The 25,676-nt window shown below is 47.3% G+C and carries 19 protein-coding genes; 13 read left to right on the top strand and 6 right to left on the bottom strand.

Annotated elements, in window-relative coordinates; all coding sequences use genetic code 11:
* The first annotated feature begins 33 nt into the window (after nt 1–33).
* Together ACMUEV_RS09960 and ACMUEV_RS09955 are read left to right on the top strand one after the other, a co-directional pair.
* On the top strand, nt 34–2,163 hold the full coding sequence (locus ACMUEV_RS09960) for a GumC family protein (protein WP_190648146.1): 2,130 nt from the start codon (nt 34–36) through the stop codon (nt 2,161–2,163).
* Between the two features lie 199 nt (nt 2,164–2,362).
* The gene (locus ACMUEV_RS09955; protein ID WP_190648149.1) at nt 2,363–3,841 is read left to right on the top strand and encodes an alpha-amylase; all 1,479 of its coding nucleotides are present in this window, start codon (nt 2,363–2,365) and stop codon (nt 3,839–3,841) included.
* A 221-nt stretch (nt 3,842–4,062) separates the two neighbouring features.
* Here the strand turns inward: ACMUEV_RS09955 and ACMUEV_RS09950 are convergent, their stop codons facing one another.
* Nucleotides 4,063–5,916 carry an iron uptake porin gene (locus ACMUEV_RS09950; protein ID WP_190648150.1) on the bottom strand — a complete coding sequence of 618 codons (1,854 nt, stop codon included), beginning with the start codon at nt 5,914–5,916 and terminating at the stop codon, nt 4,063–4,065.
* Between the two features lie 488 nt (nt 5,917–6,404).
* Between ACMUEV_RS09950 and ACMUEV_RS09945 the strand changes: the two genes are divergently transcribed.
* Nucleotides 6,405–6,992 carry a hypothetical protein gene (locus ACMUEV_RS09945; protein ID WP_190648153.1) on the top strand — a complete coding sequence of 196 codons (588 nt, stop codon included), beginning with the start codon at nt 6,405–6,407 and terminating at the stop codon, nt 6,990–6,992.
* Nucleotides 6,993–7,250: 258 nt separating this feature from the next.
* Here ACMUEV_RS09945 and ACMUEV_RS09940 read toward each other — a convergent pair whose 3' ends face one another.
* From ACMUEV_RS09940 to ACMUEV_RS09930, 3 genes are all read right to left on the bottom strand, one after another.
* On the bottom strand, nt 7,251–9,806 hold the full coding sequence (locus ACMUEV_RS09940; protein ID WP_190648155.1) for a M1 family metallopeptidase: 2,556 nt from the start codon (nt 9,804–9,806) through the stop codon (nt 7,251–7,253).
* A gap of 121 nt (nt 9,807–9,927) precedes the next feature.
* Nucleotides 9,928–10,566 (bottom strand): histidine phosphatase family protein, encoded by a 639-nt coding sequence (locus ACMUEV_RS09935; protein WP_190648157.1) that lies wholly within the window; start codon nt 10,564–10,566, stop codon nt 9,928–9,930.
* Between the two features lie 17 nt (nt 10,567–10,583).
* A complete protein-coding gene (locus ACMUEV_RS09930) occupies nt 10,584–13,109 on the bottom strand; it encodes a glycogen/starch/alpha-glucan phosphorylase (protein WP_190648159.1) in 2,526 nt (841 codons plus the stop codon).
* A gap of 207 nt (nt 13,110–13,316) precedes the next feature.
* On the opposite strand from ACMUEV_RS09930, the gene ACMUEV_RS09925 reads away from it, so the two are divergent.
* The 4 genes from ACMUEV_RS09925 to ACMUEV_RS09910 all read left to right on the top strand — a co-directional run bounded on the left by ACMUEV_RS09925 (nt 13,317) and on the right by ACMUEV_RS09910 (nt 18,133).
* Nucleotides 13,317–14,951 carry an alpha-D-glucose phosphate-specific phosphoglucomutase gene (locus ACMUEV_RS09925; RefSeq protein ID WP_017289258.1) on the top strand — a complete coding sequence of 545 codons (1,635 nt, stop codon included), beginning with the start codon at nt 13,317–13,319 and terminating at the stop codon, nt 14,949–14,951.
* 81 nt (nt 14,952–15,032) lie between these two features.
* On the top strand, nt 15,033–16,328 hold the full coding sequence (locus ACMUEV_RS09920) for a hypothetical protein (RefSeq protein WP_190648161.1): 1,296 nt from the start codon (nt 15,033–15,035) through the stop codon (nt 16,326–16,328).
* A 5-nt stretch (nt 16,329–16,333) separates the two neighbouring features.
* Complete coding sequence (locus ACMUEV_RS09915; RefSeq protein ID WP_190648163.1) at nt 16,334–17,074, top strand: tetratricopeptide repeat protein; 741 nt, start codon at nt 16,334–16,336, stop codon at nt 17,072–17,074.
* A gap of 198 nt (nt 17,075–17,272) precedes the next feature.
* Nucleotides 17,273–18,133: a WecB/TagA/CpsF family glycosyltransferase gene (locus tag ACMUEV_RS09910; protein WP_190648165.1), complete on the top strand. Its 861-nt coding sequence runs from the start codon at nt 17,273–17,275 to the stop codon at nt 18,131–18,133.
* Here the strand turns inward: ACMUEV_RS09910 and ACMUEV_RS09905 are convergent.
* Together ACMUEV_RS09905 and ACMUEV_RS09900 are read right to left on the bottom strand one after the other, a co-directional pair.
* On the bottom strand, nt 18,125–18,874 hold the full coding sequence (locus tag ACMUEV_RS09905) for a pentapeptide repeat-containing protein (protein WP_190648195.1): 750 nt from the start codon (nt 18,872–18,874) through the stop codon (nt 18,125–18,127). The two genes, ACMUEV_RS09910 and ACMUEV_RS09905, sit on opposite strands and share 9 nt — an antisense overlap.
* A gap of 15 nt (nt 18,875–18,889) precedes the next feature.
* Nucleotides 18,890–19,528, bottom strand: a complete 639-nt coding sequence (locus tag ACMUEV_RS09900) for a microcompartments protein (protein ID WP_017289263.1) — start codon at nt 19,526–19,528, stop codon at nt 18,890–18,892.
* 179 nt (nt 19,529–19,707) lie between these two features.
* On the opposite strand from ACMUEV_RS09900, the gene ACMUEV_RS09895 reads away from it, so the two are divergent.
* From ACMUEV_RS09895 to ACMUEV_RS09870, 6 genes are read left to right on the top strand one after another with little or no spacing between them, the layout of a single operon-like run.
* Nucleotides 19,708–20,205 (top strand): DUF2231 domain-containing protein, encoded by a 498-nt coding sequence (locus tag ACMUEV_RS09895; protein ID WP_017289264.1) that lies wholly within the window; start codon nt 19,708–19,710, stop codon nt 20,203–20,205.
* Nucleotides 20,205–20,807, top strand: a complete 603-nt coding sequence (locus tag ACMUEV_RS09890) for a DUF2231 domain-containing protein (protein ID WP_017289265.1) — start codon at nt 20,205–20,207, stop codon at nt 20,805–20,807. Before ACMUEV_RS09895 ends, ACMUEV_RS09890 begins: the two co-directional genes overlap by 1 nt.
* Before the next feature lie 17 nt (nt 20,808–20,824).
* Nucleotides 20,825–21,808, top strand: coding sequence for a cytochrome c oxidase subunit II (locus ACMUEV_RS09885; RefSeq protein ID WP_190648167.1), 984 nt, complete (start codon nt 20,825–20,827; stop codon nt 21,806–21,808).
* A gap of 16 nt (nt 21,809–21,824) precedes the next feature.
* Nucleotides 21,825–23,540: a cbb3-type cytochrome c oxidase subunit I gene (locus ACMUEV_RS09880; protein WP_017289267.1), complete on the top strand. Its 1,716-nt coding sequence runs from the start codon at nt 21,825–21,827 to the stop codon at nt 23,538–23,540.
* A gap of 4 nt (nt 23,541–23,544) precedes the next feature.
* Nucleotides 23,545–24,150, top strand: coding sequence for a heme-copper oxidase subunit III (locus tag ACMUEV_RS09875; RefSeq protein WP_190648169.1), 606 nt, complete (start codon nt 23,545–23,547; stop codon nt 24,148–24,150).
* Nucleotides 24,151–24,162: 12 nt separating this feature from the next.
* A complete protein-coding gene (locus ACMUEV_RS09870; RefSeq protein ID WP_190648171.1) occupies nt 24,163–25,671 on the top strand; it encodes a GMC oxidoreductase in 1,509 nt (502 codons plus the stop codon).
* Nucleotides 25,672–25,676: the final 5 nt, after the last annotated feature.

Here is a 25,676-nt window from a genome sequence, read left to right as displayed (position 1 = left end):
GAACCGACCTCCGACTTTTCCCTAGGTGTCTCAATGGAAAACCAGACCATCCCCTCAGCGATCTCCCAAAATGGCAAAAAGTCGCCACTCCCTGAGTATTTGCAAAACTCAGTATCTTCCGAAGTGGGAGAGGAGTCCGGACAGCTTTTTGACGTATTACTGCGCAGGCTCGTTCTGATTGCTGGTGTGACGGCAGCAACCACCGCAGCAACTTGGGCAATCACGTGGAATCAGCCTTCGACTTATGAGAGTGGATTTCAACTCTTGATCGAGCCAGTGAATCGGCAAACTCAGCAGACTCGTGAACCCCTCACCACCAACGAAAAAGATGGGATCGACTATGCGACTCAAGTTCAAGTGTTGCAGAGTCCAAAGCTGCTCCAACCGATCGTCGCTCAGATCAACACTCGTTATCCCGACATCTCTTATGGTGAACTCATAGCCAACCTTAGGGTCGAGCACCTAGAGGATACCAAGCTGATCCAAGTGGCTTATGTGAGTCCAGATCCTGAGCGTGCCAAATTTATTTTAGAGAAAGTAGCAGACGGCTATTTAAGGTACAGCCAGAAAGAGCGCGAAAGTAATTTGAGTTATGGCATTACTTTCGTGGATCGCCAAATTGCAGAGACGCGCAGACGAGTCGATAGCTTACAACGACAACTGCAAGCTTTCCGACAGCAGAACAACTTTATTGCGCCAGAGTCTTTAGCTGGACAGGTCAGTAGTCAAATTCAGTCACTTTCTCAGCAAAAACTCGATACCGATAAGCAAGTTGCCGAAATGCAGCGGCAGTACAATAGCCTGCAAGAGCGTGAAGGAGCAATGTCCGCCCTAGCAGGTGATGCAGCCTATCAAAGAGTTCTGGATAAGCTGCGTGAGTTAGAGAGTAAACTCGCGATTGAATCGACTCGATTTCAGGACGATAATGCTGAGATTCGGGTACTTCGCCAGCAGCGAGATAGTTTATTGCCCGTATTGCGTCAAGAAGCTCAGCGTGTGTTAGGCAATCAAGTAGCAAAGCTAGGAACCGAGTTATCCGTCTTAGCAACACGACAGCAGGTTCTCAATCAAGCAGAAGCCTACTGGAATGGAGAAGTTCAACGAGTTCCTGTGCTCTCACGCGTGTTTACAGATCTCGATCGCGAGCGCACGGTTGCGACTGAAAGTTTAAATCGCCTCCTGCAAACTCGTGAAACGCTACAAATTGAGGCAGCACAGAAAGAAATTCCTTGGCAACTGATTGCGCCACCTGAACTTCCGACAAGTCCCAAGGAATCGCGAGAACGTAATTTGATCTTAGGCGCGATCGCAGGATTGCTGTTAGGGGTTGCGGCGGCTTTAATGTCTGAACGCTTTGACAAGCGGTTGCGGACAGTGACTGATGTGAAAAAGCTCTCGAAACTGCCAGTTTTGGGCGTGGTTCCGCACGAAACAAATCCTTTGGGACGGGGTGCGATGCCGCAGATTTTACAAACGATGCAGAGCGATCACCCCAGGTACGATCTCAGTCAATATTCACAATTTACAGAATCGTTTCGATCGCTCTACACGAATCTTTGTTTGCTCAATACTGATCATCCTGTGCGATCGCTCGTGGTCAGTTCTCCAACTGCGGGAGATGGCAAGACTACCGTGGCACTTTATCTCGCTCAGGCGGCGGCGGCGATGGGTCAAAGAGTCTTGCTCGTGGACACGGATTTGCGGAGTCCTCAAATTGCAGATCGCTTAGAAGTTTCAAATGAGCAAGGGTTAACAGAACTGATTGCGAGAAATCTAAATCCTCAAGATGTCGTACAGCGGATCAATGCATTGGCAACGGCAGGAAATGTCGATCGTGCAGCAGTAGAGCCAACGAATTTCTCGGTGCTTGTTGGTGGAAAAATACCACTTGATCCGACACGATTGCTGTCCTCTCAGAAAATGCAGCGCCTGAATGACTATTTCAAAGCGATGTATGACCTCGTGATTTTTGATGCTCCCCCATTGTTGAACTTTGCAGATAGTAGTCTGCTCGCAAATCACACTGATGGTATGTTAGTCGTAACCAGATTAGGAAAAACCGATCGTGAAGATCTGCGGCAGATGCTAGATACCTTGCAGACCGCTCGAATTTCAGTGTTAGGGATTGTCGCAAATCAAAGTAGTTCAGGTTCCGACGTTTAAGGTTCAAAGTTTAAGGTTCAAATTTAGGGAAAAAAGCGCGATCGCTTACTGCGATCGCGCTTTTTTTGATTGAAAGATCTCACCCTAGGTAGAGTGCAACTCTACGAATTAACGAAATAAATTTCTCTTGGGATAGATAGCTTTCAGAAGAGTCGCAGCCTAGAATGCAGACATGATAAGCAATTCAACAAAAAAATCTATGTCTGAACCAAATGGCGTGATGATGCAATATTTCCATTGGTATAATTCACCGGATGGAAATTTCTGGAATGAATTGACCGAGAATGCTGAAGAACTAGCAAATGCTGGCATTACGTCGCTCTGGTTGCCTCCTGCTTACAAAGGGTTGGGTGGAGGATACGAGGTTGGGTATGGCGTGTATGACCTCTATGATCTGGGTGAATTTGATCAAAAGGGCAGCGTTCGGACTAAGTATGGAACCAAAGATGAATACTTAAAAGCAATTAAAGCAGCTCATGATGCGGGATTGCAGGTCTATGCTGATGTGGTATTCAATCATCGTATGGGTGCAGATGCAGAAGAAGAAGTAGAAGCAACCCCGTTCAATCCAGACAATCGAGGAGAAGTGATTGGGGAGTACAAGCCAATTCGAGCTTGGACACATTTCACCTTTCCAGGACGTAATGGCAAGTACTCGGATATGGAATGGCATTGGTGGCACTTTGATGCGATCGATTACAATGCAGATGAAGCAGACCAAAATGCAATCTACCTGCTTAAAGGCAAGCAGTTTGATGCGAATGTTGACCTTGAGAAAGGTAGCTTCGACTATCTCATGGGCTGTGACCTGGATATGGACAATCCTGAGGTGCGCGAAGAACTCAAGCGTTGGGGAGAATGGTATATCGATACAACGGGTGTCGATGGGTTTCGCTTTGATGCAGTGAAGCATGTGAAAGCAGGGTTTTTCAAAGAATGGTTTGAGCATGTGCGGCATTATGCTCAAAGGGATTTATTCTCAGTTGGTGAGTACTGGTCTGCTGAAGTCGATGCGTTGCACTACTTCTTAGATGTCACGGATGGTCGAGTCGCACTGTTTGATGCGCCGTTGCACTATAACTTCCATGCAGCGAGCCAAGCAGGAGATAGTTATGATATGCGCCAAATTTTTGATAATACTTTGGTACAGCAGCAACCCGCACTTGCAGTAACGTTAGTTGATAACCATGATTCTCAGTCGTTACAGTCGCTGGAGTCTCCGGTTGAATCTTGGTTTAAGCCATTAGCATATGCGTTAATTTTACTCAGAGCACAGGGCTATCCTTGTATCTTTTATCCTGATTACTATGGAGCCTGTTACAAAGATAGAGGCAATGATGGGAATGAGTATGAGATTTGGATGGATAGCCATCGCTGGCTGATTGACAAGTTCTTAGTAGCGCGGCGAGAGTTTGCTTATGGCGACCAATATGATTACTTTGATCATCCGAATTTAGTCGGTTGGACGCGCTTGGGTAATGAAGAGTATCCGGGTGGTGTGGCAGTTTTACTCAGCAATGGTGAAGGCGGAAGTAAGTATATGGAAGTGGGACAACCCAATCGCACTTACATTGATATTACTGAACATGTCGGTGAGCCTGTGACGACAAACGAGCATGGTTGGGGCGAATTCCGCTGTAATGGAGGTTCGGTTTCTGTTTGGGTTCCGCAAGACTAGGAGTTTATTTTGATCAGATGGGGAGATGGGGAGATAGGGAGCAATCTGAGTCTGAGTTCTTCCCACTCATGCAGCGGACTACTCGTATGGGTCTGGCACGCGATCGACACTGTATCCGATAGCAACGAGAAATCATATTCTTAGCGCTATGTTTTGAACCGCTTAGGCTAAAAAAATCCCCTCATTTATTGAGGGGATTTTAGTCATTGCATTAGAGACTTCTAGAAGCTGAACTGGGTGCGAATATTACCGACAAACACGGTTGGGTTGCTTTCAAAGTTGTTGGGATTGAAAATCGCATAGAACGTCGGCACGATCGCGATTTTTTCCGAAAGTGGGTAGAAATATGAGGCTTCTAGCTCATACTGCGTTCCGCCGTCTCCACCCCCAGAAGCGAAGAATTGGCGACCTCTCGTAATGTCCATCGGCATCACAAATGCCACTGTTGCTTGCGCGCCTTTTTTACCCAAATCTGGGAAAGCTGCCCCAACTTGGAACGATTGTGTTCTCACTTTGGCATCGATCGGATTCAGGGTGAGATTCGCAAAGCTATAGCGTCCAAACAGCCCAATTCCAGGCGTAATCAACCAGTCAAAATTCACGCCGAACATACTGGCTGTAGCATAGCGTAGACCGCCTCCGATTCCACCTTCTGAGAAACCGGGACCTGCATCCAGATAGCCATAAGGGATTGGTTCACCGATCGCGCCTCCCACTTGTCCACCGTAGGCTTGAATTCGCGAATAGTTATATTGCAGGCTCAAGTTAATATTACTACTCGGAGAATAGGTGAGTTCCGCAGATGCAGTATTCGTGCCGCCAAAGAGTCCAAATCTGGGAGAGCTAGAGGTATTGAAGCCAAATTGGGAAGGAAGAAATTCAGTGTTCTCACCCAGATAGCCCACCGCAAGCTTGAGTTGCCTGTTCAGTTGCCATTCTACAACTGCACCGGAACCGCGGTCGATTGTATTCGACTGAGTACTATTCGAGGTATCAAAGCTTGCTCCAGAGCCAAAGATGGACAAGAAGCGGTTGCCATCAAAGTGGCGATACCAGTTGATGCGAGGGCCGACCGTCACTTTAATTGCATCATTGAGCGGGAAGCTATAGAACAAGTCCCGGATAATGATGTCGCTGACTCCATTGGTTGTCCCAGCCGTTTGATCGAAGAAAGGAACGCCGCTGGCATTGTAAAAGCCTGCTGAAGCGTATTGGTTGTAGGGCGATCGACCGTTACCAGATGCTAGCTGAGTAACTAACTGATCTTTCCCGCTAAATGACGTGACTAACGTTAACCAAGCCAAGAAACTTGCTGTAATTTCTGGATCTTCAGCGACAACTCGAGTCGGCTGTCCATTCGTTCGCGTTGCAAAGAATCGTCCTTCTGTATTGTTTCCGCTACCTGCAGGACCTTCAAAGACGACATCGCGGTTTGCACCTGCACCTGTGATATTGAACCAGACGTTTCCGAACAGTTTTGTCGTAGTTGAGAATTGCTGTTTCTCAAGGGTAGTGGTGCGGGCTTCGAGAGAGTCCACGCGACCACGTAAGGTTGCAAGTTCGGCAGCGAATTGTTCTTGCAGCTTTTGTAGCGCGTCAAGGTCTTCTTTTTTAACCAGATCAGCAGTTGAAGCGGCGATCAGTTCGTTGACACGATCGAGACAAGCATTTAGACCTGCTGCAAATTCGTAGCGGGTTAGTGCGCGGTTGCCGCGATAAGTTTTATCGGGATAGCCTGCAATACAGCCGTAGCGCTCGACGAGAGACTGCAAGGCTTGGAATGCCCAATCAGTCGGGCGAACATCGGTCAGTTGAGAGACTGAGGTGACTTGAGCCATCTCAGCCGGAGTTTGAGTATCAGGCGCATTGAGTTCGGAAACGCTTAGAACACGCTCAAAACCCGGAGTTGCATCTTTTACATCGGATTTTGCTTTATCGACGATCGCGTGTAAATTCGCTGCCTCGATCGCTGAATTAGAAACTTGGACTTTTTCTGACGCTTGAGCAGATTGCATCCAACATAACGCGACTGGAGCTGCTAACCACAGCTTCCAGTGTCGAATAGAATTTGCCATTTTTCCTCACACCAAATGAAATTCACCAAGGATGTATGGTATCAAACATTCTTTCGCGGATATGTAACGTGGCGTACGGATATGGCATGGGGATGTCAGGCTTTGCACACACAAAATTGCGCTGTCGGCTATCCCTCCTTGGGGTTAAGTTTTGGATGCTAGTTGATGGCATTCATTTTGCGGAGTGGGGAGGAGACGGGAGCATGTAAATTCATCGCTTATGGGTGAGTACAACGAGAGCAAGTGATGAATGGGTTAAGGTTTCAACTTGCATGGGTTGCCACCTTCACTCAAACTTGGGAAGAGTCCGATATACATACCATTTTTCATGTGATACGCTAACGAATACAGCATCGTAATAGGCATTGAATTTAAGCCTTGCAATTGTATTTTGGAAGCCTAGCTCCAGGGTCAGCATCAGCACAACCGAAGATAGTGTTAGCTTCGGATGGTCACAAGTACCTTGAATCGCTTGTAAGTAGCTGCTTATGAAAGTATTTCAATTCAGTCCACATGAGTTAGAAGCGTTGCCCAAGACAGAAGATAATCGGCTGCTCTTTCAAGGCAGAACGTTTGTTGAAGATTTCAATGTGTCTCAACGTGTCTATCAGCGTGTCATTGAGCAGTTGCGGCAGCAAGATGACGAGACAACCTTCTGCCTCGTGGTTGAGATGGAAACAGGCTATATGACCTGGCGAGAAGTGAAGCCCTCCCCTGCTGCTCCGATCGCAGCACATGTTACCGAAGTGATCTCGCTCAATCAACCACCCCAAGACACGGTTAGCATACTGCCAGTGACCGAGACGAGTATTCTCGATCCTGATCAAGCGACACAAGTGGTGCAACCTGAGTTGGCAGAGTTGGAGCAGGCTGAGGCGATTCCGGTAGAGCCATCGACGATCGAGGTTCCGGAGTCACCCGCAGCCGACGTGCCTTCTCCGCAACAACCTCCGATACGCAAGTATCGAGGAGTCCCCTATGCTTCTCCGGCGATTGAAGTTCCGGATTCATCTGCATCTGACGTGCCTTCTCCGCAACAACCTCCGATGCGCAAGTACCGGGGGGTGTCCTATTAAGCACTTCACATCTTTATATCGATTTTGGAGTTCCGAGTCAGTCTATGACGATCTAGAGAGTTGGGGCGTTAAACGTAGTCAACGTCAGTTCGGGTTAACGTTTGGGCGACTGGCGAATGGAATTCGCATCGGCACAAGAGCGAAATCCCTTATTCCGAATTCACGTTAGTCAAGTTCTAGCAAGTTAGGACTTTCTCGGGATTTAGAAATCAACTCGATCGAAATTAGAAAAGCCCGAGAAGGGCTTTTCTGATGTTGCTACTTTGCCTTGGCTTCTAGATTTTCTAGGCGACTCTTGAGATCCTGGTTTTCTTGCTTGAGTTGATCGAGTTCTTCTCGAAGCTGTTTGAGAGCTTTGTCAGAACCTGCATTTTTTTGCACCGTTTGAATGGATTCTTCGGCAATGCGGCGAACGCGACCATCAGGGGTTTGATCCGCAAGCGATTGCAGAACTGCGATCGCTTTTGTTGTTTCCATTTGTCCTAGGGCGACTGCAACCGCGACTTGAGTTAGGAAGAATGTCTCACGCGAGAGAACTTTCAGTCGATCGAGAATGCGCTCTAAGTTGAGCTTGTCTTGTCCGGTTGAGATTGCGCCAAGTGCTCGAATTGCAGCAAGACGCAGAGGTTGAGGTACGCCGGGTTGCGTGTAGTCCAGAATGAGATTCAGGGCAGATTCAGACGTTTTGAGTTGGCTCAGTGCTCCGATCGCGCCTGCTCGAACAATTTCATTCCAACCTTGACGCTGCTTGAGAACGGAGTCGATCAAGCTTAACGTGTCTGCTTCTGAAGAATCACTCAGACCTGATGCAGCTACTTTCCCGAAACTCCGAAGTGCGGCAGCTTCGGTGTAGTAACTCGCATCGCCTTTTTCAACGATTGTAGCGAGTGCTTTGTAGCTTTCCGGCGTTGCAATTTGAGCGAGGCTTGTGACGATCGATTTTCTCACTCGTGCTTCAGGATCGCTCAATCCAGCAAGCACAGCTTCAACGGCTTGATCGAGTTTGATCGTGGCTAGGCTTTCTGCGACTTCAGCACGAACTCCCCAGAATGGATCGTTTTGCAAAGCATCAGAAAGTGCTTTGACTGCTTCGAGTCCGCCTTTTTTCGCGATCGCTTGTGCTGCATAAATTCTGGAAACAGGATCAGGGTCATGATGCAATTGTGCTTTGAGTTCTGGCAGCGGATACTCTAGAGCTACTGTTTTAAGGTGATAGTTATCGACATCAAAGCTAATGAAATCAGGCTTGCGATCGCAGGGGAAGTAAAAGCTTTGCTCTTTTTCATGCACTCGAACTTTCAAGAGTTTCGGTTCACCATCAATGTAGCGAAGCGCGATCGGGATTCTCAGATCAAATAAGTCGGGTTGAGTTTGAGTCACCGTAATCTTTGCTAGGTTGCTATCTGCGTCATAGCTGTAGCCAAGTTTGAAATCGGGATGTCCACCGCGATAGACATATTGATCAAACAAGAAGGTAAGATTGCGCCCGGTTGTTTTCTCGATCGCTCTGAGTAAATCGATCGTTTCTACGGTGCGATGAGCATTGTCTTTGAGGAAAGTTGCGATCGCGCTGTAAAACAGTTCATCACCAAGTTCTGCTCGAATCATGTGATAGACACACGACCCTTTTTCATAGATATGTCGATCGTAAAGCTCGATCGCTTCTCGATACACATGAGTTACGAGCGATCGCCGATAGCGCGAGGAGTCTTCATCTAAATACTGTCTCGCTTGACCCAGTAAGTAATACAGGGCTTCTTCTCGCCCATATTCTTCCTCGAACCACATAACTTCTGCGTAAGAAGCCATGCCTTCTTTGATCCACGCATGTGACCAGTGCTTGATCACGATCAAATCGCCAAACCACTGATGCGCAAGTTCGTGAGCAACTAAAGATTCGGTACTGCGATTGTCGATCGCGGCACGTTCGTCGAGTAAACAGCGATCGGTGAGTAATGTTGTCGAGGTATTCTCCATCCCTCCAAAAATGAAGTCATCGACGCAGACTTGAGCATATTTGGGGAAAGCATAAGAGTAGCCATACTTTTGACTATAAAACTCAATCATGCGAGGCGTTTTACTCATGCTCAGACGAGCTTGATCTTCTCGTCCTTTCTCGACATAGTAAGTGACAGGTTTGCCGTTCCATTCATCGCGTAGTTCGGCAAAATCTCCGATCGCTAACGTCATCAGATAAGTCGGATGAATTTCTCGCTGATACCAATGGAAGATTTGGGTGTCACCTTTGTCTTCAGTAGCAATCAGATCACCGTTTGAAACAGCGATAAAAGGTTTTGGAATCTCGACGCGAATTTCAGAAGTAGCAAGCTGTCCAGGATAGTCAAAGCAGGGAAACCAAAACCGCGAATCTTCATCTTCGCCTTGCGTCCAAACTTGAGTCGGCTTATTCGGATAATGTTCGTCTGGAGCAATGAAGTAGATACCGCGTTGAGGTTTCTCGACGTGATAGGCAATGACTAACTCGATTCTTTCTGCAATTTTAGTCGGCTGTTTTAGCTGAATGTTTAATAGCTCTCCGTCATAGTCAAACGGCTGTGAAACGTTGTCGATCGTAATCTTTTCAATATTGAGATTGACTGCATCTAACGTTAATCGATCGATCTGGTTGCGAACTGGGTTCAACCGAATCTTGCAAGTGCCTCGATAGCTTTGATTCGGGATGTCGAAAATCAAATCGAGCGCAATATGCTCAACTTGTCCAGGGCGATCGGGATTGTAGTGCGGACGTGCGCCGGGTAGCTCGAAGGATTTGTATCCATTATTGTCTGTATCGTGCATGAGTTCGTGCAGCATAATGTGGGTTCTGAAGCCTACGATTTTCAAGTTTAGCCACAGTTTGGCATTGCGAACCCTTGGACATGATTAAACTTTTGAATGAAAGGAAATGAGCAAGCATCGTTTTATGCTTGCTTATTCATGTTCCTGGGCGCGATCGTAAACTTTCACTCATAAAAGAGCGATCGCCCAGTCGTTTCAATTGCGGCCCATATTTGCCGAATTCCACCACACTGACAGAAGCCGCAGGCATGTCGATGCGATCGCGATATCGCCCTAAATCAATGCCGAGCAATCCACACAGCACAATCCGCAACGTGGATTTATGTGAGACAACTAAGACATTGCCTGATTTATGAGTTGCGGTAATTTCAGAAATGACGAGTTCTGATCGGCTATCAATCTGGACTGCTGTTTCTCCGCCAGGGGGAGGATTCCAGGCGGGTTCTGTCATCCAGTCTATATAGTTCTCTGAATCATTTTTCCGAACCTCGTCTTGAGTTTTGCCTTCCCATTCACCAAATTGAAGTTCTTTTAATCCGTCTCGTAATTGCATTTCTAGTCCAACTGCGTCACAGAGCGGCTTTGCAGTCGCGATCGTGCGTTTCATCGGGCTGACATAGGCGGCTGTCCAGTCGAGATGGGAATAGGCTGCGGCAAAGGCTTCTGCCATTTCGAGTCCTTCAGGGGTGAGGTCGGGATCGAGCGAGCCGCAGAATCCGCCGCTGCGACTATAGACCGTTTCACCGTGGCGGATGAAGTAGAGCGTTAATGCCATGATTCAGAGAATAACTTTTACATCAAAGTATCAGGACAATGAATCGAACAGGGTTCATTCGGAGGACAGATTTTCAGTGGGTCGATCTTCCAGACTTCTTTCACATATTCGCGAATCGAGCGATCGCTGGAAAATTTCCCCATCCGCGCTGTATTTAAAATGGACATGCGCGTCCAGTGGTCTTGATCGCGATAAGCCTCGCCCACTTGCGTTTGAACGTCAATATAAGATTGATAATCCGCAAAGAGCAGATAGGGATCTTGATACATCAATGAACCGACCAACGGTTTGAAAAGTGCTGCATCACCTTTGGAGAAAAAGCCAGAATTAATGCGATCGATAGCAGCCTTCAATTCTGAATTGGCGATGTAGTACTGCATCGGATCGTAGCCTTTCGCTTTGATTTGGGAAACTTCTGAAGCCGTTAGCCCAAACAAAAAGAAATTCTCGGCTCCGACTTCCTCACGAATTTCAATGTTCGCGCCGTCAAGGGTTCCGATCGTTAAGGCTCCATTCATTGAGAACTTCATGTTGCCTGTGCCAGAAGCTTCTTTTCCAGCAGTTGAAATCTGCTCAGACAAATCAGCAGCCGGATAAACGCGCTGTGCAAATTTGACGTTGTAATCTTTGAGGAAAACGACCTTAATGCGATCGCGAACATCCGGATCAGAATTCACGACATCTGCAACCGAATTAATCAATTTAATGATTAATTTCGCCATCTGATAGCCAGGTGCAGCTTTGCCACCAAAGATAAAGGTGCGGGGCGTAATGTCTAGATTAGGATTCGCTTTGAGACGATTATAAAGCGTAATAATGTGCAATACATTCAAGTGCTGACGCTTGTATTCATGAAATCGCTTCGCTTGAATGTCAAAGATTGAATCAACATTCACTTCGATGCCATTTTGCTCTTGAATATAGTTTGCGAGATCTTGTTTAATCGATTGCTTGATTTGCCGCCATTCATTTCTAAATTCTGAATCTTCTACAAAGGATTCGAGTTTGCGGAGTTCTTGTAGATTTCTAATCCAGTGATCGCCGATTTTACTGGTAATCAGTTTTGTTAATCTCGGATTACTCAGCACCATAAATCGGCGCGGTGTTACCCCGTTGGTTTTATTGTTGAAGCGCTCCGGATACATCTCGGCAAAATCGTGCAAGACATCTTGCTTGAGCAATTGAGTATGCAGTTCAGCAACTCCATTGATCGAATAGCTGCCCAATGTTGCTAAATGCGCCATTCTCACATAGCGATCGCCACTTTCATCAATGATCGACATGCGCCGAATGCGATCGTCATCTTTCGGATATCTCAATCGCACTTCATTGAGAAATCGCCCGTTAATCTCATAAATAATTTCCAAATGCCGAGGCAGTAAAGACCCAAACAGCCCAACTGCCCAGCGCTCCAACGCTTCAGGTAACAGCGTATGATTCGTATACGCCATTGTATTTTGTGTAATGTGCCACGCCTGATCCCACTCGATGCCATGTTCATCGAGCAGTAATCGCATTAATTCTGCAACTGCGATCGCGGGATGCGTATCATTCAGTTGCACCGTAAATTTCTCGTGGAATATCGAGATCGGTAATCCTCGGCGATCGCAATGTGTCCGAATCATATCTTGCAGCGAACAGGACACAAAGAAATACTGCTGCTCTAAGCGCAACTGCTTACCCTGGATCTGCTCATCATTCGGATAAAGAACCTTCGAGAGATTTTCAGAAAAGACTTTGTTACCAACTGCCCCATAGTAATCGCCTGCATTAAAGGCTCTGAAATCAAATGACTCGACTGCTTGGGCTGACCAAAGCCGCAAGGTATTCGTACTACTCGTTTCATAGCCTAGAATCGGCGTATCGTAAGGCACACCCTGCACCATACGATCGGGAATCCATTTCACCCGACTCCGCCCTTTTTCATCGGTGTAACGCTCGGTTCGTCCCCCAAATTTGACCTCGAATGCCCATTCTGGGCGGGCAATTTCCCAAGGATTGCCATTTTTTAGCCATTTATCTGTAATTTCGACTTGCCATCCGTCGTGAATATCTTGATCAAAAATGCCAAATTCATAGCGAATGCCATACCCAACCGACGGAATATCCAACGTCGCCATCGAATCGAGATAGCACGCTGCGAGCCGTCCTAAACCGCCATTGCCGAGTCCTGGTTCTTCTTCTTGTTCGAGCAATGCCTCAAAATTCAATCCGAGTTCTTGAACCGCTTGCCGCATGCGATCGTAGATTCCCAGATTAATCAAGTTGTTGCCTAAATGCGGTCCCATGAGAAACTCAGCCGAGAGATAGCACACTTCGCGAGGTTGAACTTTCGTATAAGTCTGAGAACTAATCAGCCAACGGTGAATTAAGCGATCGCGCACCGTATATGCCAGTGCCATGTAGTAATCATTCAGTGTGGCAATCTCAGGAAACTTGCCTTGAATATAGAAGAGGTTATCTAAAATCGCACGTTTTAGGGTTTCAATCTCTAAGCCAGTACGATCGTCTTCAATTCTGATTTGAATATCTTCAGTTTGCATAACATGACCGCAGAACGGATGTGCTGATAAGGTAGCAAGAAAAATCACCTCAGATTAATAAATAATTGTGAAAAAGGCGGAGCGTCGATCGCTGAAATTTCGCTCATCATCCGGCTGAAGAGAGTGGCTACCTCCGGATAGTTTTGTGTTGGTGCAGAATTGATGCACAATCAGACATGCCAGCGAAAAAAGGAAGGAAGTTCTGGAATGACCTGTAAAACCGTAGCAACGCAACCGTTTTCCGATCAAAAGCCTGGAACATCAGGTTTACGGAAACTCGTTTCAGTCTTTCAACAGCCCCACTATTTAGAGAATTTTGTCCAAGCGATTTTCGATAGCATTGGTGATTTCAAAGGACAGACTTTAGTTGTCGGCGGTGATGGTCGATTTTACAATCGTCAGGCGACGCAAATTATTTTGAAAATGGCGGCGGCGAATGGGTTTGGTCGGGTGAAAGTTGGTCAAGGCGGAATTCTTTCAACGCCTGCGACCTCGGCTGTGATTCGCAAATACAACGCGTTTGGTGGCATTATTTTATCCGCCAGCCACAATCCGGGTGGTCCTGATGGCGATTTTGGCATCAAATACAACATCGACAATGGCGGCCCTGCACCGGAAAAAGTCACGGACGCAATTTACGATCGCAGTAAGACGATCACCGAATACAAAATTGTCGATGCTCCGGATATCAATCTCGATATTCTCGGCACTTCAACGCTTGAAGGCATGACCGTTGAAGTGATTGACTCGGTGATTGATTACGCTGCATTGATGGAATCACTATTTGATTTCGATCGAATTCGTCAATTGTTCACAACGGGCAAGTTCCGTATGTGCATGGATTCACTTCATGCCGTGACCGGATCGTATGCTCACGCGATTTTTGAACAACGCTTAGGCGCACCGAAAGGAACGGTTCAAAATGGCGTTCCGCTGGAAGATTTTGGCGGTGGACACCCTGATCCAAATTTGGTCTACGCACATGATTTAGTCGAAGTCATGTTTGGTGAGAACGCACCGGATTTTGGAGCCGCATCCGATGGCGATGGCGATCGCAATATGATTCTCGGTCGCAATTTCTTTGTGACTCCCAGTGATAGTTTGGCAGTGCTGGCTGCGAATGCGACCTTAGTTCCCGGCTACCGGAATGGACTGGCGGGAATTGCGCGATCGATGCCGACTTCTCAAGCTCCCGATCGTGTTGCTGCGAAGCTCGGAATTGATTGCTATGAAACCCCGACGGGTTGGAAGTTCTTCGGCAATCTGCTCGATGCAGGTAAAGCAACTCTGTGCGGTGAAGAGAGCTTTGGAACCGGATCAAATCATATTCGCGAGAAAGATGGACTGTGGGCGGTCTTGTTCTGGTTAAACATTCTGGCAGTGACCGGAAAATCAGTTGAAGAACTGATGAAAGAGCATTGGCAGACTTACGGACGAAATTACTATTCGCGGCATGATTATGAAGCGATCGATAGCGATCGAGCGAACACACTGATCACTCAACTGCGCGACAAATTGCCGACGCTCAAAGGTCAGAAATTCGGCAGTTACGAAGTCGAATACAGTGACGACTTTAGCTATACCGACCCGATTGATGGCAGTGTCAGCCAGAAACAAGGCGTGCGGATTGGCTTTACAGATGGGTCGCGGATTGTGTTCAGACTATCGGGCACGGGAACACAAGGCGCAACTTTGCGACTGTATGTGGAACGGTACGAAGCTGATCCGACGAAACACAATGATGATCCTCAAGTTGCATTGGGTGAATTAATTGCGATCGCGGATACAATTGCTCAGATTAAATCGTTAACGGGCATGGACAAACCGACCGTGATTACCTGATAGGTGCGTCAAATCCATTGCCCAGATTGCTCAAATTGCCCACCGGACTCTATTCGGTGGGCGTATTCTACAAACTGGTCTATGAATCCTCGCAATTCGCTTTTCATCGCTGCTTTTGCCCTCTTCCTTGGCAATGCTCTCCCGGCTCAAAGCCAAACGGTTCCCCTCGCTACTGCCGAAGCCCGAATCCGGCAGCGCCAAGACCAACTCAATTTGATTTCGCCTGCTGCCTACGATCTCACTCGCAATCCCATTAACGCGCAGACCGAAAGACGCTGGCGGCAAGTGCTTTGGGCAACGGCGGTGATCGAACCTCAAGATGCGTATGTCCAAGACTCGATCGCTCAAATTCTCACCCTTACCTCGCAAAAACTCAATCCTCCCCAAACTCGCATCGTCGAAATGGCGCTCCAGGTTGGAACTCAACTCTACTCAACCAATCCCACTTCGACTTTAAGAGAACGATTCACTCAAACGATCGCGCAAAGTTCAAATCCTCGCTGGGTTGCCCTTTCTCTCTCCGCATTAGTCAAAGGCGGCGCAACGGTTCAAGAGCAGCAACAATGGATCAATCAAATTGCTCAACGCTTTCCCCGCTGGTCTGAGAATGTCAGTCTCTACACAACCTTTCAGGATTTAGCAGCACCGAATCGAACACCTCCCGTTAGAGATTTACTGAACTGGTCGATCGCACCAAATCAGCAGCAGCTTTATGTCTTTTGTAGTCGCGATCGCGCTCAACTCTGTTCAGCATTTCTCAAAGACAGACGCGGGCAATTTGTCCGAGAAAATGGGCGATTGTGGTCGATTCCTTTGTTAACGCGATCGCTGCATAATCTCTCTTGGAATTTTTCACGCGGGTATACGCCTCAAGGAATTTATCGTATTGAAGGAATCATTCCCCAACCTGATACTGATTTCTTTCGTGCTTATGGTTTTTTTCCGTTAGCAAAACTATTCGCACCGTTTGAGCCAGGAGTCAGAGAATTTATTCCCGGACGCAAAGGAACCTTGGCTGGAAAACTTCCAGGCTACAACGCACTCCTTCCCCCGAGTTGGCGCAACTATTTTCCGATTCAAGGAAGCTACTGGGCTGGACTGGCGGGACGTAGTGAATTTAGAATTCATGGCAGCGGTGAAGATCCAGGATTCTTTACCAACAATCAGCGCTATCCTGACAGCGCAGGCTGGAATCCTGCGATTGGGTGTCTTTCTGCACTTGAACTCTACGACGAGCAAGGACGACTCAAAACCAGCGATGTCCCACGGTTACTGAATTTATTAGGAGCAAAACCAACCGGGTACTTAATCGTGGCAGAATTGCCCACAGACAGTCGGTCAATTCCTGCTCAAATCGAAGCCGCGATCGCGCGTTAAACTCTATGCGTATTTTCTTACTCAGTCTGATTGCCGTAGTTCTCACTGCGCCTGCTACCTGGGCACAGTCAGCGGCAGATTATCGACAGCGAGGCATTCAGTACCGGACTCAAGAACAATTTCCGCAAGCGATCGAGTCTTTTCAAAAAGCAGTCGAACTCGATCAAAAAAATCTCGCGGGTCGAATTGGACTCGGTTGGACATTGCATCTCGCCAATCGGCGCACAGAAGCGATCGACATGCTGCAAAGTGCGATTCTCTACAATCCATTCAACATTGAAACCTTTAATGCGCTCGGCATTGCTTACTTGGTGAATGGCGATTTGGCTCAAGCTGTGGCAGCCCATACTTGGGCAACCATGCTCAATCCGAACAACGAAATTCCGTTCTACAATCTCAGCCTGTCTTACGAACGGCTTGCCATGTACGACTGGGCGATCGAATGTGCGAAGCGCGCCGCTGAATTAGAGCCGAATAATCCGCATCCTTGGGTTGCTTTAGCAATTGCATATCAAGGTCAAGGCGATCGCGTTTCCGCCAAGCAAATTTATCTGCAAGCAATGAATATGGATTCTCGGTATCGCGATCGTGCTTTCCTAAAATTCCTTGCCGAAGCTGGATTCAGTGCAGAACAGATCGCCACTGCTCAAGCATTGCTGAACGAACTAGACGGAAAATCCGCGTTTTCAGAAGACGCAAATGAGGAGATGTCGCGTCAAGCAAGCGGCTCGTTTAAACAGGTCTAGGTGGAATCTGTCACAGGAAGGGCTAAGCCTCGATAACAGGGAAATGTATACCCGTTTGCCAAACCGGAACGGAAACCGTGCCCGTCTGTAGTTCATTTGTGTAGCTTGTATGATTTCTATCTAAAAATCTGATGTAGTGTCCTCAGCTACAAAAGCAGACGCGAATAATTAAATTAGCAAGTCGTTCGTCTGTTTTATATGACTCAAACCAATCCGAAAGGTGTGAGTCGCGATGAAGTTCAGAAACTTTATCGTGATTTTCGTAAGTCGGTACTGATTTCTACTGCCCAGCAAATCACCCGCGAAAATCGCGCTCAGATTCGGCAGAAAGTTGAGATTTTAGACGTAGAAATCGACAATATCTCAAAAGCTGAATTGTTGAATCGATTAACGAGAGGCGTGATCTTCACGCCGAACGTCGATCATTTGATGAAACTGCAAACAGATCCAGAATTCAAACAAGCCTATGAGGTTGCAGATTACAAAATCTGTGACAGTCAAATTGTTTTATATGCTTCAAAATTCTTAGGCTCACCTTTGCAGGCAAAGATTTCTGGTTCTGAACTGTTCCCGACTTTCTGTGAACACCATAAAGACAACCCGAACATCACCATTTTTCTGCTTGGGGGTGCCGAGGGTGTCGCGAAACAAGCTCAAGTCAGAATCAATGCAAAGATTGGACGAGACATTATTGTGGCAGCACATTCGCCCTCTTTCGGGTTTGAGAAAGATGAGATGGAATGTCAAGCGATCGTGGAGTTGATCAATCGTTCTGCTGCGACTGTGCTGGTGATTGGAGTCGGCGCACCGAAACAAGAGATTTGGATCGCGAAATATAAGGATCAACTGCCGAACATTGATATTTTTATGGCGGTTGGGGCTTCCATTGATTTTGAGGCAGGCGTTAAACCCAGAGCGCCGGAATGGGTCAGCGATCGCGGTTTAGAGTGGTTTTACCGCTTAATGTCTGAGCCGAAACGGCTTTGGAAACGATATCTCGTCGATGATTTGCCTTTCTTTTGGCTGTTGTTGCAACAAAAATTGAAGCGGTTAAGGTAAAATCGCGCCCGTTAGAATTGCGCCCCGAAGATTTGTATGCGTCAAATTCGCCCCTGCAAAGTTCGCCTTACTCAGATTTGCCCAAGACAAATCTGCCCCCGATAAGTCTGCATCCGTGAAATCCGCCCCAAATAGATAGGCTCCAATCAGATGCGATCGCACTAATTTTGCCTGCCGAAAATTCGCTCGATACAAATGCGTTCCGCTCAACTCCGCCTCAAACAAATTTGCCCCCGCAAAATTCACATCGGCTAAATTTGCGCCTAGTAAAATGGCATTGCTCAGATCGGCTCGACACAATTCGGCTTGCATCAGATCCGCCTGCTTCAATCTCGCGCCTCTTAATTCAGTGCCAATCAAATTTGCACGAATCAAATCGGTATCACTCAAATTTGCGCCCTTCAGATCAGAGCCAATTAAATTTACCTCAGTCAAATCCGCTGCCCGAAAATCGACTTCAACCAAATTCGCATCAATAAATTCAGCCTGTCGCAGTTTTGCACCGATCAATTTCGCTTGATGCAAATGGGCTTTATTGAACTTAGATCCACTCAGATCCGACTGATTGAGAATTGCCTCAGTCAAATTGGCACGACAGAAATCAACTCCACGCAGATCTGCGCTTTGCAAATCTAGTCCTGATAACTCTGCATCACTTAAATCCGGCTGTAGAGTGGGATACTGCGATCGCCAATTTGACCACGCGATCGCGCCTCTCTGCAATGTCATCACCTGCGTCATCACCGCCACGATCGCTTACTCCTTACGATCGTCGTAATATTCGCGACCAGGCAGATTTTCCATCGTCTCAATCACCGCTTTCGAGGCTGCGATAATATCGCGTTCTTCACCGCCCAGATATAGCCGTCCAAAACTTCCCACGGCTGAGATCTGCAAAATATTAATCAGTGCCGCTTTTTCTGCCTCATTTGCCGCCAGCGACGCATACGCCGCAGGTTCAACTTCAAACACATACAAGGTTTGCCCTGCCAGAATCATATTGCCGCGCCGAGTCCGGTTAATCAACTGCGTATGATGCGCGTCAATATTGCGAATAATCTGGCTTGAGATCACGCGGGGTTTCAGGCAATCCTGCTTACGCACATCTAATGCCGCTAAAATGGCTCGTCCTGCTGCATTGACTTCGCCTTGATTGCTGGCATGAATTTCCATTAATCCATACAATCGCTCTACGACTTGCACCCCAGGACGGACAACAGCCGCTTTCAGCGCGACATCCATAATCCGGTTAATCTCGATCCCCGGCGAAATTTCAATCCAAAGCGATGCATCACCCGGCAAAGGTAAGAAGCCCAAAGACTCCGTTCCCAAATACGCGGCATGTTGCGGCTGTAAGCGATCGATATAAACGTAGCTACGAAGATCAATTCCCAAGGTGAACGAATGTAAAGTCCTCTCTTAGTATAAAGCGTGATGAATCCCCGATCTCAATTCAGCGTGATTATGTCTTTAGGACTACTCCTTTCGACAGAGACGTGCCCATTGCGGGTCACGCTATCTTTCTAGGTGTATTTCTCCGATGACGATTCTGTTCATTATTAGCTAGAAAATCTGTGTTTCAATATCTTCCGCCTCTTAACGAACACAATTTACCTTATCCAGATACCATTCACCCGATTGTGATTCATTTTGTTCTTGCAATGATCTTCTTCGCATTCTTCTGCGACATTGTGGGATATTTTACAAAAAATACACGATTGTATGAGGTCTCCTGGTGGAATCTCGCTTTTGCAACTGTTTCTATTTTTATTGCAATTATTTTCGGTCAAATTGAAGCGGGTCTCGCAGAACCCTATCAAGCCGCCGCAGATACACTCAATTTACATACCTTGTTGGGATGGTCGCTCGCGGGAATTTTAGCGGGAGTCACAGGATGGCGGTATGTGATTCGATTGCGTGAAAAAGAGCAATTGCCAACGGCTTACATGGTCGTGAGCGTCCTCACGCTTTTAATCGTTTGCATTCAGACTTATTTAGGTACAGCGCTTGTCTGGATCTATGGATTGCACAGCATTCCGGTCGTCGATGCAATTCGAGAAGGAGGATTGTAATGAATCCAGACTTAATTGAGCAATTCGGTCGGCTCGGTGCAAATGGATTGCCCTATGTTGTGCCGATTCATCCCCTGTTTGTGCATCTGACTTTGGGATTGTTTATTGCCGCGATCGCATTTGATATTGTTGGCGCATTTTATCCAGTCGAGAAGTCCATCTTCAAATTCTTAGCGATTCCTGCCACTCGCTCTGGGCTGTTTGATGTCGGCTGGTACAACATGCTTGCAGCCGCTGTGGTGACATTTTTTACGGTTGTAGCGGGCTACTTTGAAATTTCATTGGCTGTTCCTTTGGCGGATGTCAAAAGCGCTTGGGGGTTGCAGGCTTTAAAAACAATGGTGCTCCACGGTGTGGGAGGCATTTTGATCTTGACGCTCATTGTCGGGATGACGGTTTGGAGAGGATACCAACGATTTCTCTGGCGTAAAGATATGGCGCGGCAGGTGCAGTGGAGCTATCTAATTGCAGGGCTTGGTATCTTTCTGCTGATGTTTTTGCAAGGCACACTCGGTGCGCATTTAGGCGGAGAGTTTGGCATTCATGTCACGGCTGATCAACTACTCCATCTAGGCGAAAATCCGAATCAGGTTTTGCAATAGTACTTAGGAAACTGACGATGAAACTTCGCGCAATCCTTATCCTGACGATTTATGCTGTGGCGATCGCATTCATAAGTTTGTGGGCCGCAAAACAGTCTTACTCTTGGTTTCCGCCAGAAGCGGCGGCTGAATCGAAGCTCTTTGATGATTTATTTAGCTTGTTTACTGGCTTAGGCACGTTTATCTATCTCGGTGTGATGGGACCTTTTGTCTATTCTTTGATCTTTCATCGAGCGGCAAAATATGATCTCAGCGATGCGCCTCCGATCGAAGGCAATACTTGGCTAGAAATCATCTGGACAGCCGTGCCGTTGGTCTTAGTGCTGAGCCTTGCCTTTGCGAGCTATCAAACGTATGAAAAGATGGCAGTTCGAGGTCCGATGGAACTCGTGCATCTGCACATGCCGAAGGTTGTAGAAGCTGCATATGCCGAGCCATTTGATGATACGCCTCAAAAAGAAATCCAGAATGCTCTGCAAACGGCTCCGGTCGAGCATATTGATGTGACAGCGAAGCAATGGGCTTGGATCTTTCGATATCCAGAGCAGAATGTGACGAGTACTGAATTGCATTTGCCGATCGATCGACGAGTGAAATTCACGCTGCATTCTGAAGATGTCCTGCATGGTTTCTACATTCCTGCCTTTCGGCTCAAGCAGGATGTCGTTCCCAATCATGACATTGATTTTGAACTGACTCCGGTTCGAGTCGGACAGTATCGCTTACGCGACTCGATGCTCAGTGGAACTTACTTTGCTGCGAATCAAGCTGATGTGGTTGTTCAGTCTCAAGCGGATTATGAGCAATGGCTAGCTGATGCGGCAACTCGCACTCCCGCTCCTGCGTTTAATCCAGCCGCAGATGAGTATGCGCGCGGACAAGCCCAGGGACGGAAAACCAAAGACAAAACTGCTGTTCGGGGTTGGGCAACGTTACCGCCTGCACCGCCACCGATTGTGAACTATTCACCCCAGCATGAACCGACTAGCCCAGCGACTTGATGAGGATTATTGAATTATGGCAAATATCTCGATCGACACTCCCCAAGTCGTCCGTGGACAACCTTATCCAGGCGCACCGGATAACTGGAAGCGATTTTTTACGTTTAGTACCGATCACAAAGTGATTGGGATTCAGTACATTGCGACTTCATTCTTCTTTTTCTTAGTCGGCGGGCTGTTTGCAATGGTGATGCGGGGTGAATTGATTACCCCAGAGGCAGATTTAGTCGATCGTACGGTCTACAATGCACTGTTCACGATGCATGGTTCGGTCATGCTGTTTTTGTGGACATTTCCAGTGCTCGTCGGGTTAGGAAATTATCTCGTGCCTCTGATGATTGGCGCGCGAGATATGGCATTCCCGCGATTGAATGCAGTTTCATTTTGGATGATCCCGATCGTAGGGGTGCTGATGATGGTCAGCTTTCTCATTCCGGGAGGACCGTCTCAGTCCGGTTGGTGGGCATATCCGCCCGTCAGCTTGCAAAATCCAACCGGAAATCTGATTAACGGGCAATTTCTTTGGCTTTTGGCGGTTGCGATTTCTGGGGTTTCCTCGATTATGGGAGCCGTGAACTTCGTGACGACGATTTTCAGAATGCGTGCTCCCGGAATGACTTGGTTTAAAACCCCTGCATTTGTGTGGGCGGTTTTAGCTGCGCAATTGATTCAGCTTTATGGACTCCCGGCACTGACAGGCGGCGCAATTATGTTGCTGCTGGATCTAACGGTAGGGACGAGCTTTTTTGCTCCTGAACGTGGTGGCAATCCCATTTTGTACCAGCATTTCTTCTGGTTCTATTCTCATCCTGCGGTGTATGTGATGGTACTTCCTGTGTTTGGGATCTTCTCAGAAGTGCTGCCGGTTCACGCGCGTAAGCCATTGTTTGGCTATCGCGTGATTGCTGCATCCTCGGTTTTGATCACCGTTATCAGCGCATTCGTCTGGGTGCATCATATGTTTGCGAGTGCGACTCCAGGCTGGATGCGCATGTTTTTCATGGTAACCACGATGCTGGTTGCTGTGCCCTCTGGCATTAAAGTGTTTGGCTGGGTTGCCACTATTTGGGGAGGTAAAATCCGCTTTACGACACCGATGCTATTCGCTCTAGGCGGAATTAGTAACTGGGTGTTTGCCGGAATTACGGGCATTTTCTTAGGTTCAGTGCCTTTAGATATTCACCTCAACAATACTTACTTTGTGGTGGGCCACTTCCATTATGTGTTGTATGGGGCGATTGGCATGGGCATCTATGCTGGGTTTTATCACTGGTTCCCGAAGATGACGGGGCGAATGTACTACGAAGGCTTAGGCAAACTGCATTTTGTTCTGACCTATCTCGGAATTGCGCTGACGTTTATTCCAATGCATCCGCTTGGATTTATGGGAATGCCGCGTCGAGTGGCTTCCTATGATCTAGAGTTTGCTTACTGGAATGTGATTGCAAGCTTGGGCAGCTTTTTACTCGGTGTGTCTGTTGTGCCGTTTATTCTCAATATGGTCAGTGGGTGGATTCGAGGTGAGAAAGCGGGGGACAATCCTTGGAGAGCTTACGGGTTAGAGTGGTTGACGACTTCGCCTCCAGCAGTTGAGAACTTTGAAGAAACCCCGATCGTGATTGCAGGCCCTTATGGCTATGGTAGGACTGAACCTTTAGTCGCCAACAATCCAAATCCAGATTCAATCAATCCGATGCCGGGTTTGGTTGAATCTTCTACAGAACAGGAGTGAGGCTATGACAGAAAGAGCCATTGCCCAAGATGTTGAAGCTCAAGTGCGATCGCATCAAGAACACGATGAAGCGGGAAATAGTAAATTCGGCTTTATTGTGTTCTTATTGTCGGAAAGCGTAATTTTTCTTAGCTTTTTTGCGGGCTACATTATTTACAAAACCCAGACTTTAGATTGGTATCCGCCGGGAGTCACAGGGTTAGATGTGGATGCTCCTCGAATTAACACGATCGTGCTGGTGTCGAGTAGCTTTGTCATCTATGTGGCTGAGCGATACTTGCATGATAAAAAACTGTGGGGCTTTCGCCTATTTTTGATCGCAACGATGGCAATGGGCGGCTACTTTCTGTACGGGCAAGCTGTGGAATGGAGTAGCTTATCGTTTGGTCTGACCGATGGTTTGTTTGGCGGCACGTTTTACTTGCTGACTGGATTTCACGGACTTCATGTGTTGACCGGGCTGTTGTTACAGACGCTCATGCTCGGTCGATCGTTTATTCCCGGTAACTATGACAATGGCTCGTTTGGAGTCGAAGCAACCTCGCTGTTTTGGCATTTTGTCGATGTCATTTGGATTGTGCTGTTCATTCTGATCTACGTTTGGCAATAAGAGGGAATTTCCATGATTATTGATGATCAGCTTTATGATGTGATTATTATCGGCACAGGTGCAGGTGGCGGAACCTTAGTGCGGAAGCTCGCTCCCACGGGACTGAAGATTCTTGTTCTCGATCGAGGAGACTTTCAAGAGAAAGAAAGTTCAGAGTTAGTCGATCTTGAAGTCTTCAAACGCGAGCAATATCATGCGCCTGAATCCTGGACAGATGAAGCAGGAGAACCGTTTTATCCGCAAACCAATTACGGAGTTGGGGGAAATACGAAGACTTGGTACGGTGTGTTGATGCGAATGCGCGATCGCGATTTTGAAGCAGTTCAGCACCAAAATGGCATTTCTCCTGAGTGGGAACTCAAAGCTGCTGACTTTGAACCTTACTACACCGAAGCAGAAAAGCTTTATCAGGTGCATGGTAAAACAGGCGACGACCCAACAGAACCGTCTCATCGCGAAGACTATCCATTTCCAGAAATTGCCCACGAGCCTTTTCCGATTCAAAGCATTTCCGAAACGCTGGCTGAGCAAAACTTGCATCCCTTTTATTTGCCGCTCGGATTGGGCGATCAAGGTAGAACTGATTCCGAAGATAGTGGAGTCACTCCTGCTCTGAAATACGAAAATGTGACGCTGAAGACTTCGGCGCAAGTGCTTTGGCTGCATACCAATCCATCGGGAAGCGAAATTAAAGGGGTGCAGGCGAAAGTTGGGGATCAGTACTATCTGTTTCTCAGCCACATTGTTGTCGTCGCTTGTGGTGCAATTAACTCTGCTGCATTACTTTTAAAGTCTGCAAACGAGAAGCATCCGAATGGCATTGCAAATGGCTCCGGCATGGTCGGACGTAATTTGATGAAGCAGCAATTATCCGTTGTTGTGCAATTAATGGCTTCACAGAACTCTGGGCTATTTCCAAGAACGCTTGGGGTGAATGATTTTTACTGGGGCGACAAAGATTTCGCGTATCCGATGGGACATATCCAAAACTCAGGCGGCATTCTGCGAGATGTTCTCTTTTCTGAAGCACCGCCGATTTTGTCTGCGATTAAAAGTCTGTTACCTAATTTTGGATTGCGACAGTTAGCGACTCGTTCGATCGGGTGGTGGTTGCAAACCGAAGACTTACCTGATCCAGACAATCGGGTGCGATTTGTCGGAGATAAACTGCGCGTTGAGTACAAGGTGAATAATTTTGAGGCACACGATCGCTTAGTTTATCGCTGGATCGATGTCTTGAAAAATGTAGAAGCAGCACGACCTTCAATCTTTAGCCGTAATGCTCATCCCCGCAGTGATATGCCCATTTCTGTTGTGGCTCATCAGGCGGGAACCTGTCGGTTTGGGTCTGATCCAACTCAGTCTGTGTTGGATTTGAATTGCCGCGCTCATGAGGTTAATAATCTGTACGTAGTCGATAGTAGTTTCTTCCCGTCTAGCTCCAGCGTTAGCCCAGGTCTTACCGTCATTGCAAATGCGTTGCGAGTAGGAGATCATTTGATTCAGCGATTCAAAGGATGAGACTC

This window comes from Leptolyngbya sp. FACHB-1624 (assembly GCF_047649235.1).
GTDB lineage: Bacteria > Cyanobacteriota > Cyanobacteriia > Leptolyngbyales > Leptolyngbyaceae > Leptolyngbya > Leptolyngbya boryana.
Note: the sequence above shows the minus strand (reverse complement) of the source record. Positions and strands in the feature narration are given on the sequence as shown.

Excerpts from the sequence above, each read along its gene's own strand:
- ACMUEV_RS09870 (WP_190648171.1), top strand. The coding sequence starts at position 24,163 with ATGATTATTGATGATCAGCTTTATGATGTGATTATTATCGGCACAGGT.
- ACMUEV_RS09905 (WP_190648195.1), bottom strand. The coding sequence starts at position 18,874 with ATGACGCAGGTGATGACATTGCAGAGAGGCGCGATCGCGTGGTCAAAT.
- ACMUEV_RS09890 (WP_017289265.1), top strand. The coding sequence starts at position 20,205 with ATGAATCCAGACTTAATTGAGCAATTCGGTCGGCTCGGTGCAAATGGA.
- ACMUEV_RS09910 (WP_190648165.1), top strand. The coding sequence starts at position 17,273 with ATGACTCAAACCAATCCGAAAGGTGTGAGTCGCGATGAAGTTCAGAAA.
- ACMUEV_RS09920 (WP_190648161.1), top strand. The coding sequence starts at position 15,033 with ATGAATCCTCGCAATTCGCTTTTCATCGCTGCTTTTGCCCTCTTCCTT.
- ACMUEV_RS09915 (WP_190648163.1), top strand. The coding sequence starts at position 16,334 with ATGCGTATTTTCTTACTCAGTCTGATTGCCGTAGTTCTCACTGCGCCT.
- ACMUEV_RS09945 (WP_190648153.1), top strand. The coding sequence starts at position 6,405 with ATGAAAGTATTTCAATTCAGTCCACATGAGTTAGAAGCGTTGCCCAAG.
- ACMUEV_RS09885 (WP_190648167.1), top strand. The coding sequence starts at position 20,825 with ATGAAACTTCGCGCAATCCTTATCCTGACGATTTATGCTGTGGCGATC.
- ACMUEV_RS09955 (WP_190648149.1), top strand. The coding sequence starts at position 2,363 with ATGTCTGAACCAAATGGCGTGATGATGCAATATTTCCATTGGTATAAT.
- ACMUEV_RS09875 (WP_190648169.1), top strand. The coding sequence starts at position 23,545 with ATGACAGAAAGAGCCATTGCCCAAGATGTTGAAGCTCAAGTGCGATCG.
- ACMUEV_RS09950 (WP_190648150.1), bottom strand. The coding sequence starts at position 5,916 with ATGGCAAATTCTATTCGACACTGGAAGCTGTGGTTAGCAGCTCCAGTC.
- ACMUEV_RS09935 (WP_190648157.1), bottom strand. The coding sequence starts at position 10,566 with ATGGCATTAACGCTCTACTTCATCCGCCACGGTGAAACGGTCTATAGT.
- ACMUEV_RS09880 (WP_017289267.1), top strand. The coding sequence starts at position 21,825 with ATGGCAAATATCTCGATCGACACTCCCCAAGTCGTCCGTGGACAACCT.
- ACMUEV_RS09940 (WP_190648155.1), bottom strand. The coding sequence starts at position 9,806 with ATGCTGCACGAACTCATGCACGATACAGACAATAATGGATACAAATCC.
- ACMUEV_RS09925 (WP_017289258.1), top strand. The coding sequence starts at position 13,317 with ATGACCTGTAAAACCGTAGCAACGCAACCGTTTTCCGATCAAAAGCCT.
- ACMUEV_RS09930 (WP_190648159.1), bottom strand. The coding sequence starts at position 13,109 with ATGCAAACTGAAGATATTCAAATCAGAATTGAAGACGATCGTACTGGC.
- ACMUEV_RS09960 (WP_190648146.1), top strand. The coding sequence starts at position 34 with ATGGAAAACCAGACCATCCCCTCAGCGATCTCCCAAAATGGCAAAAAG.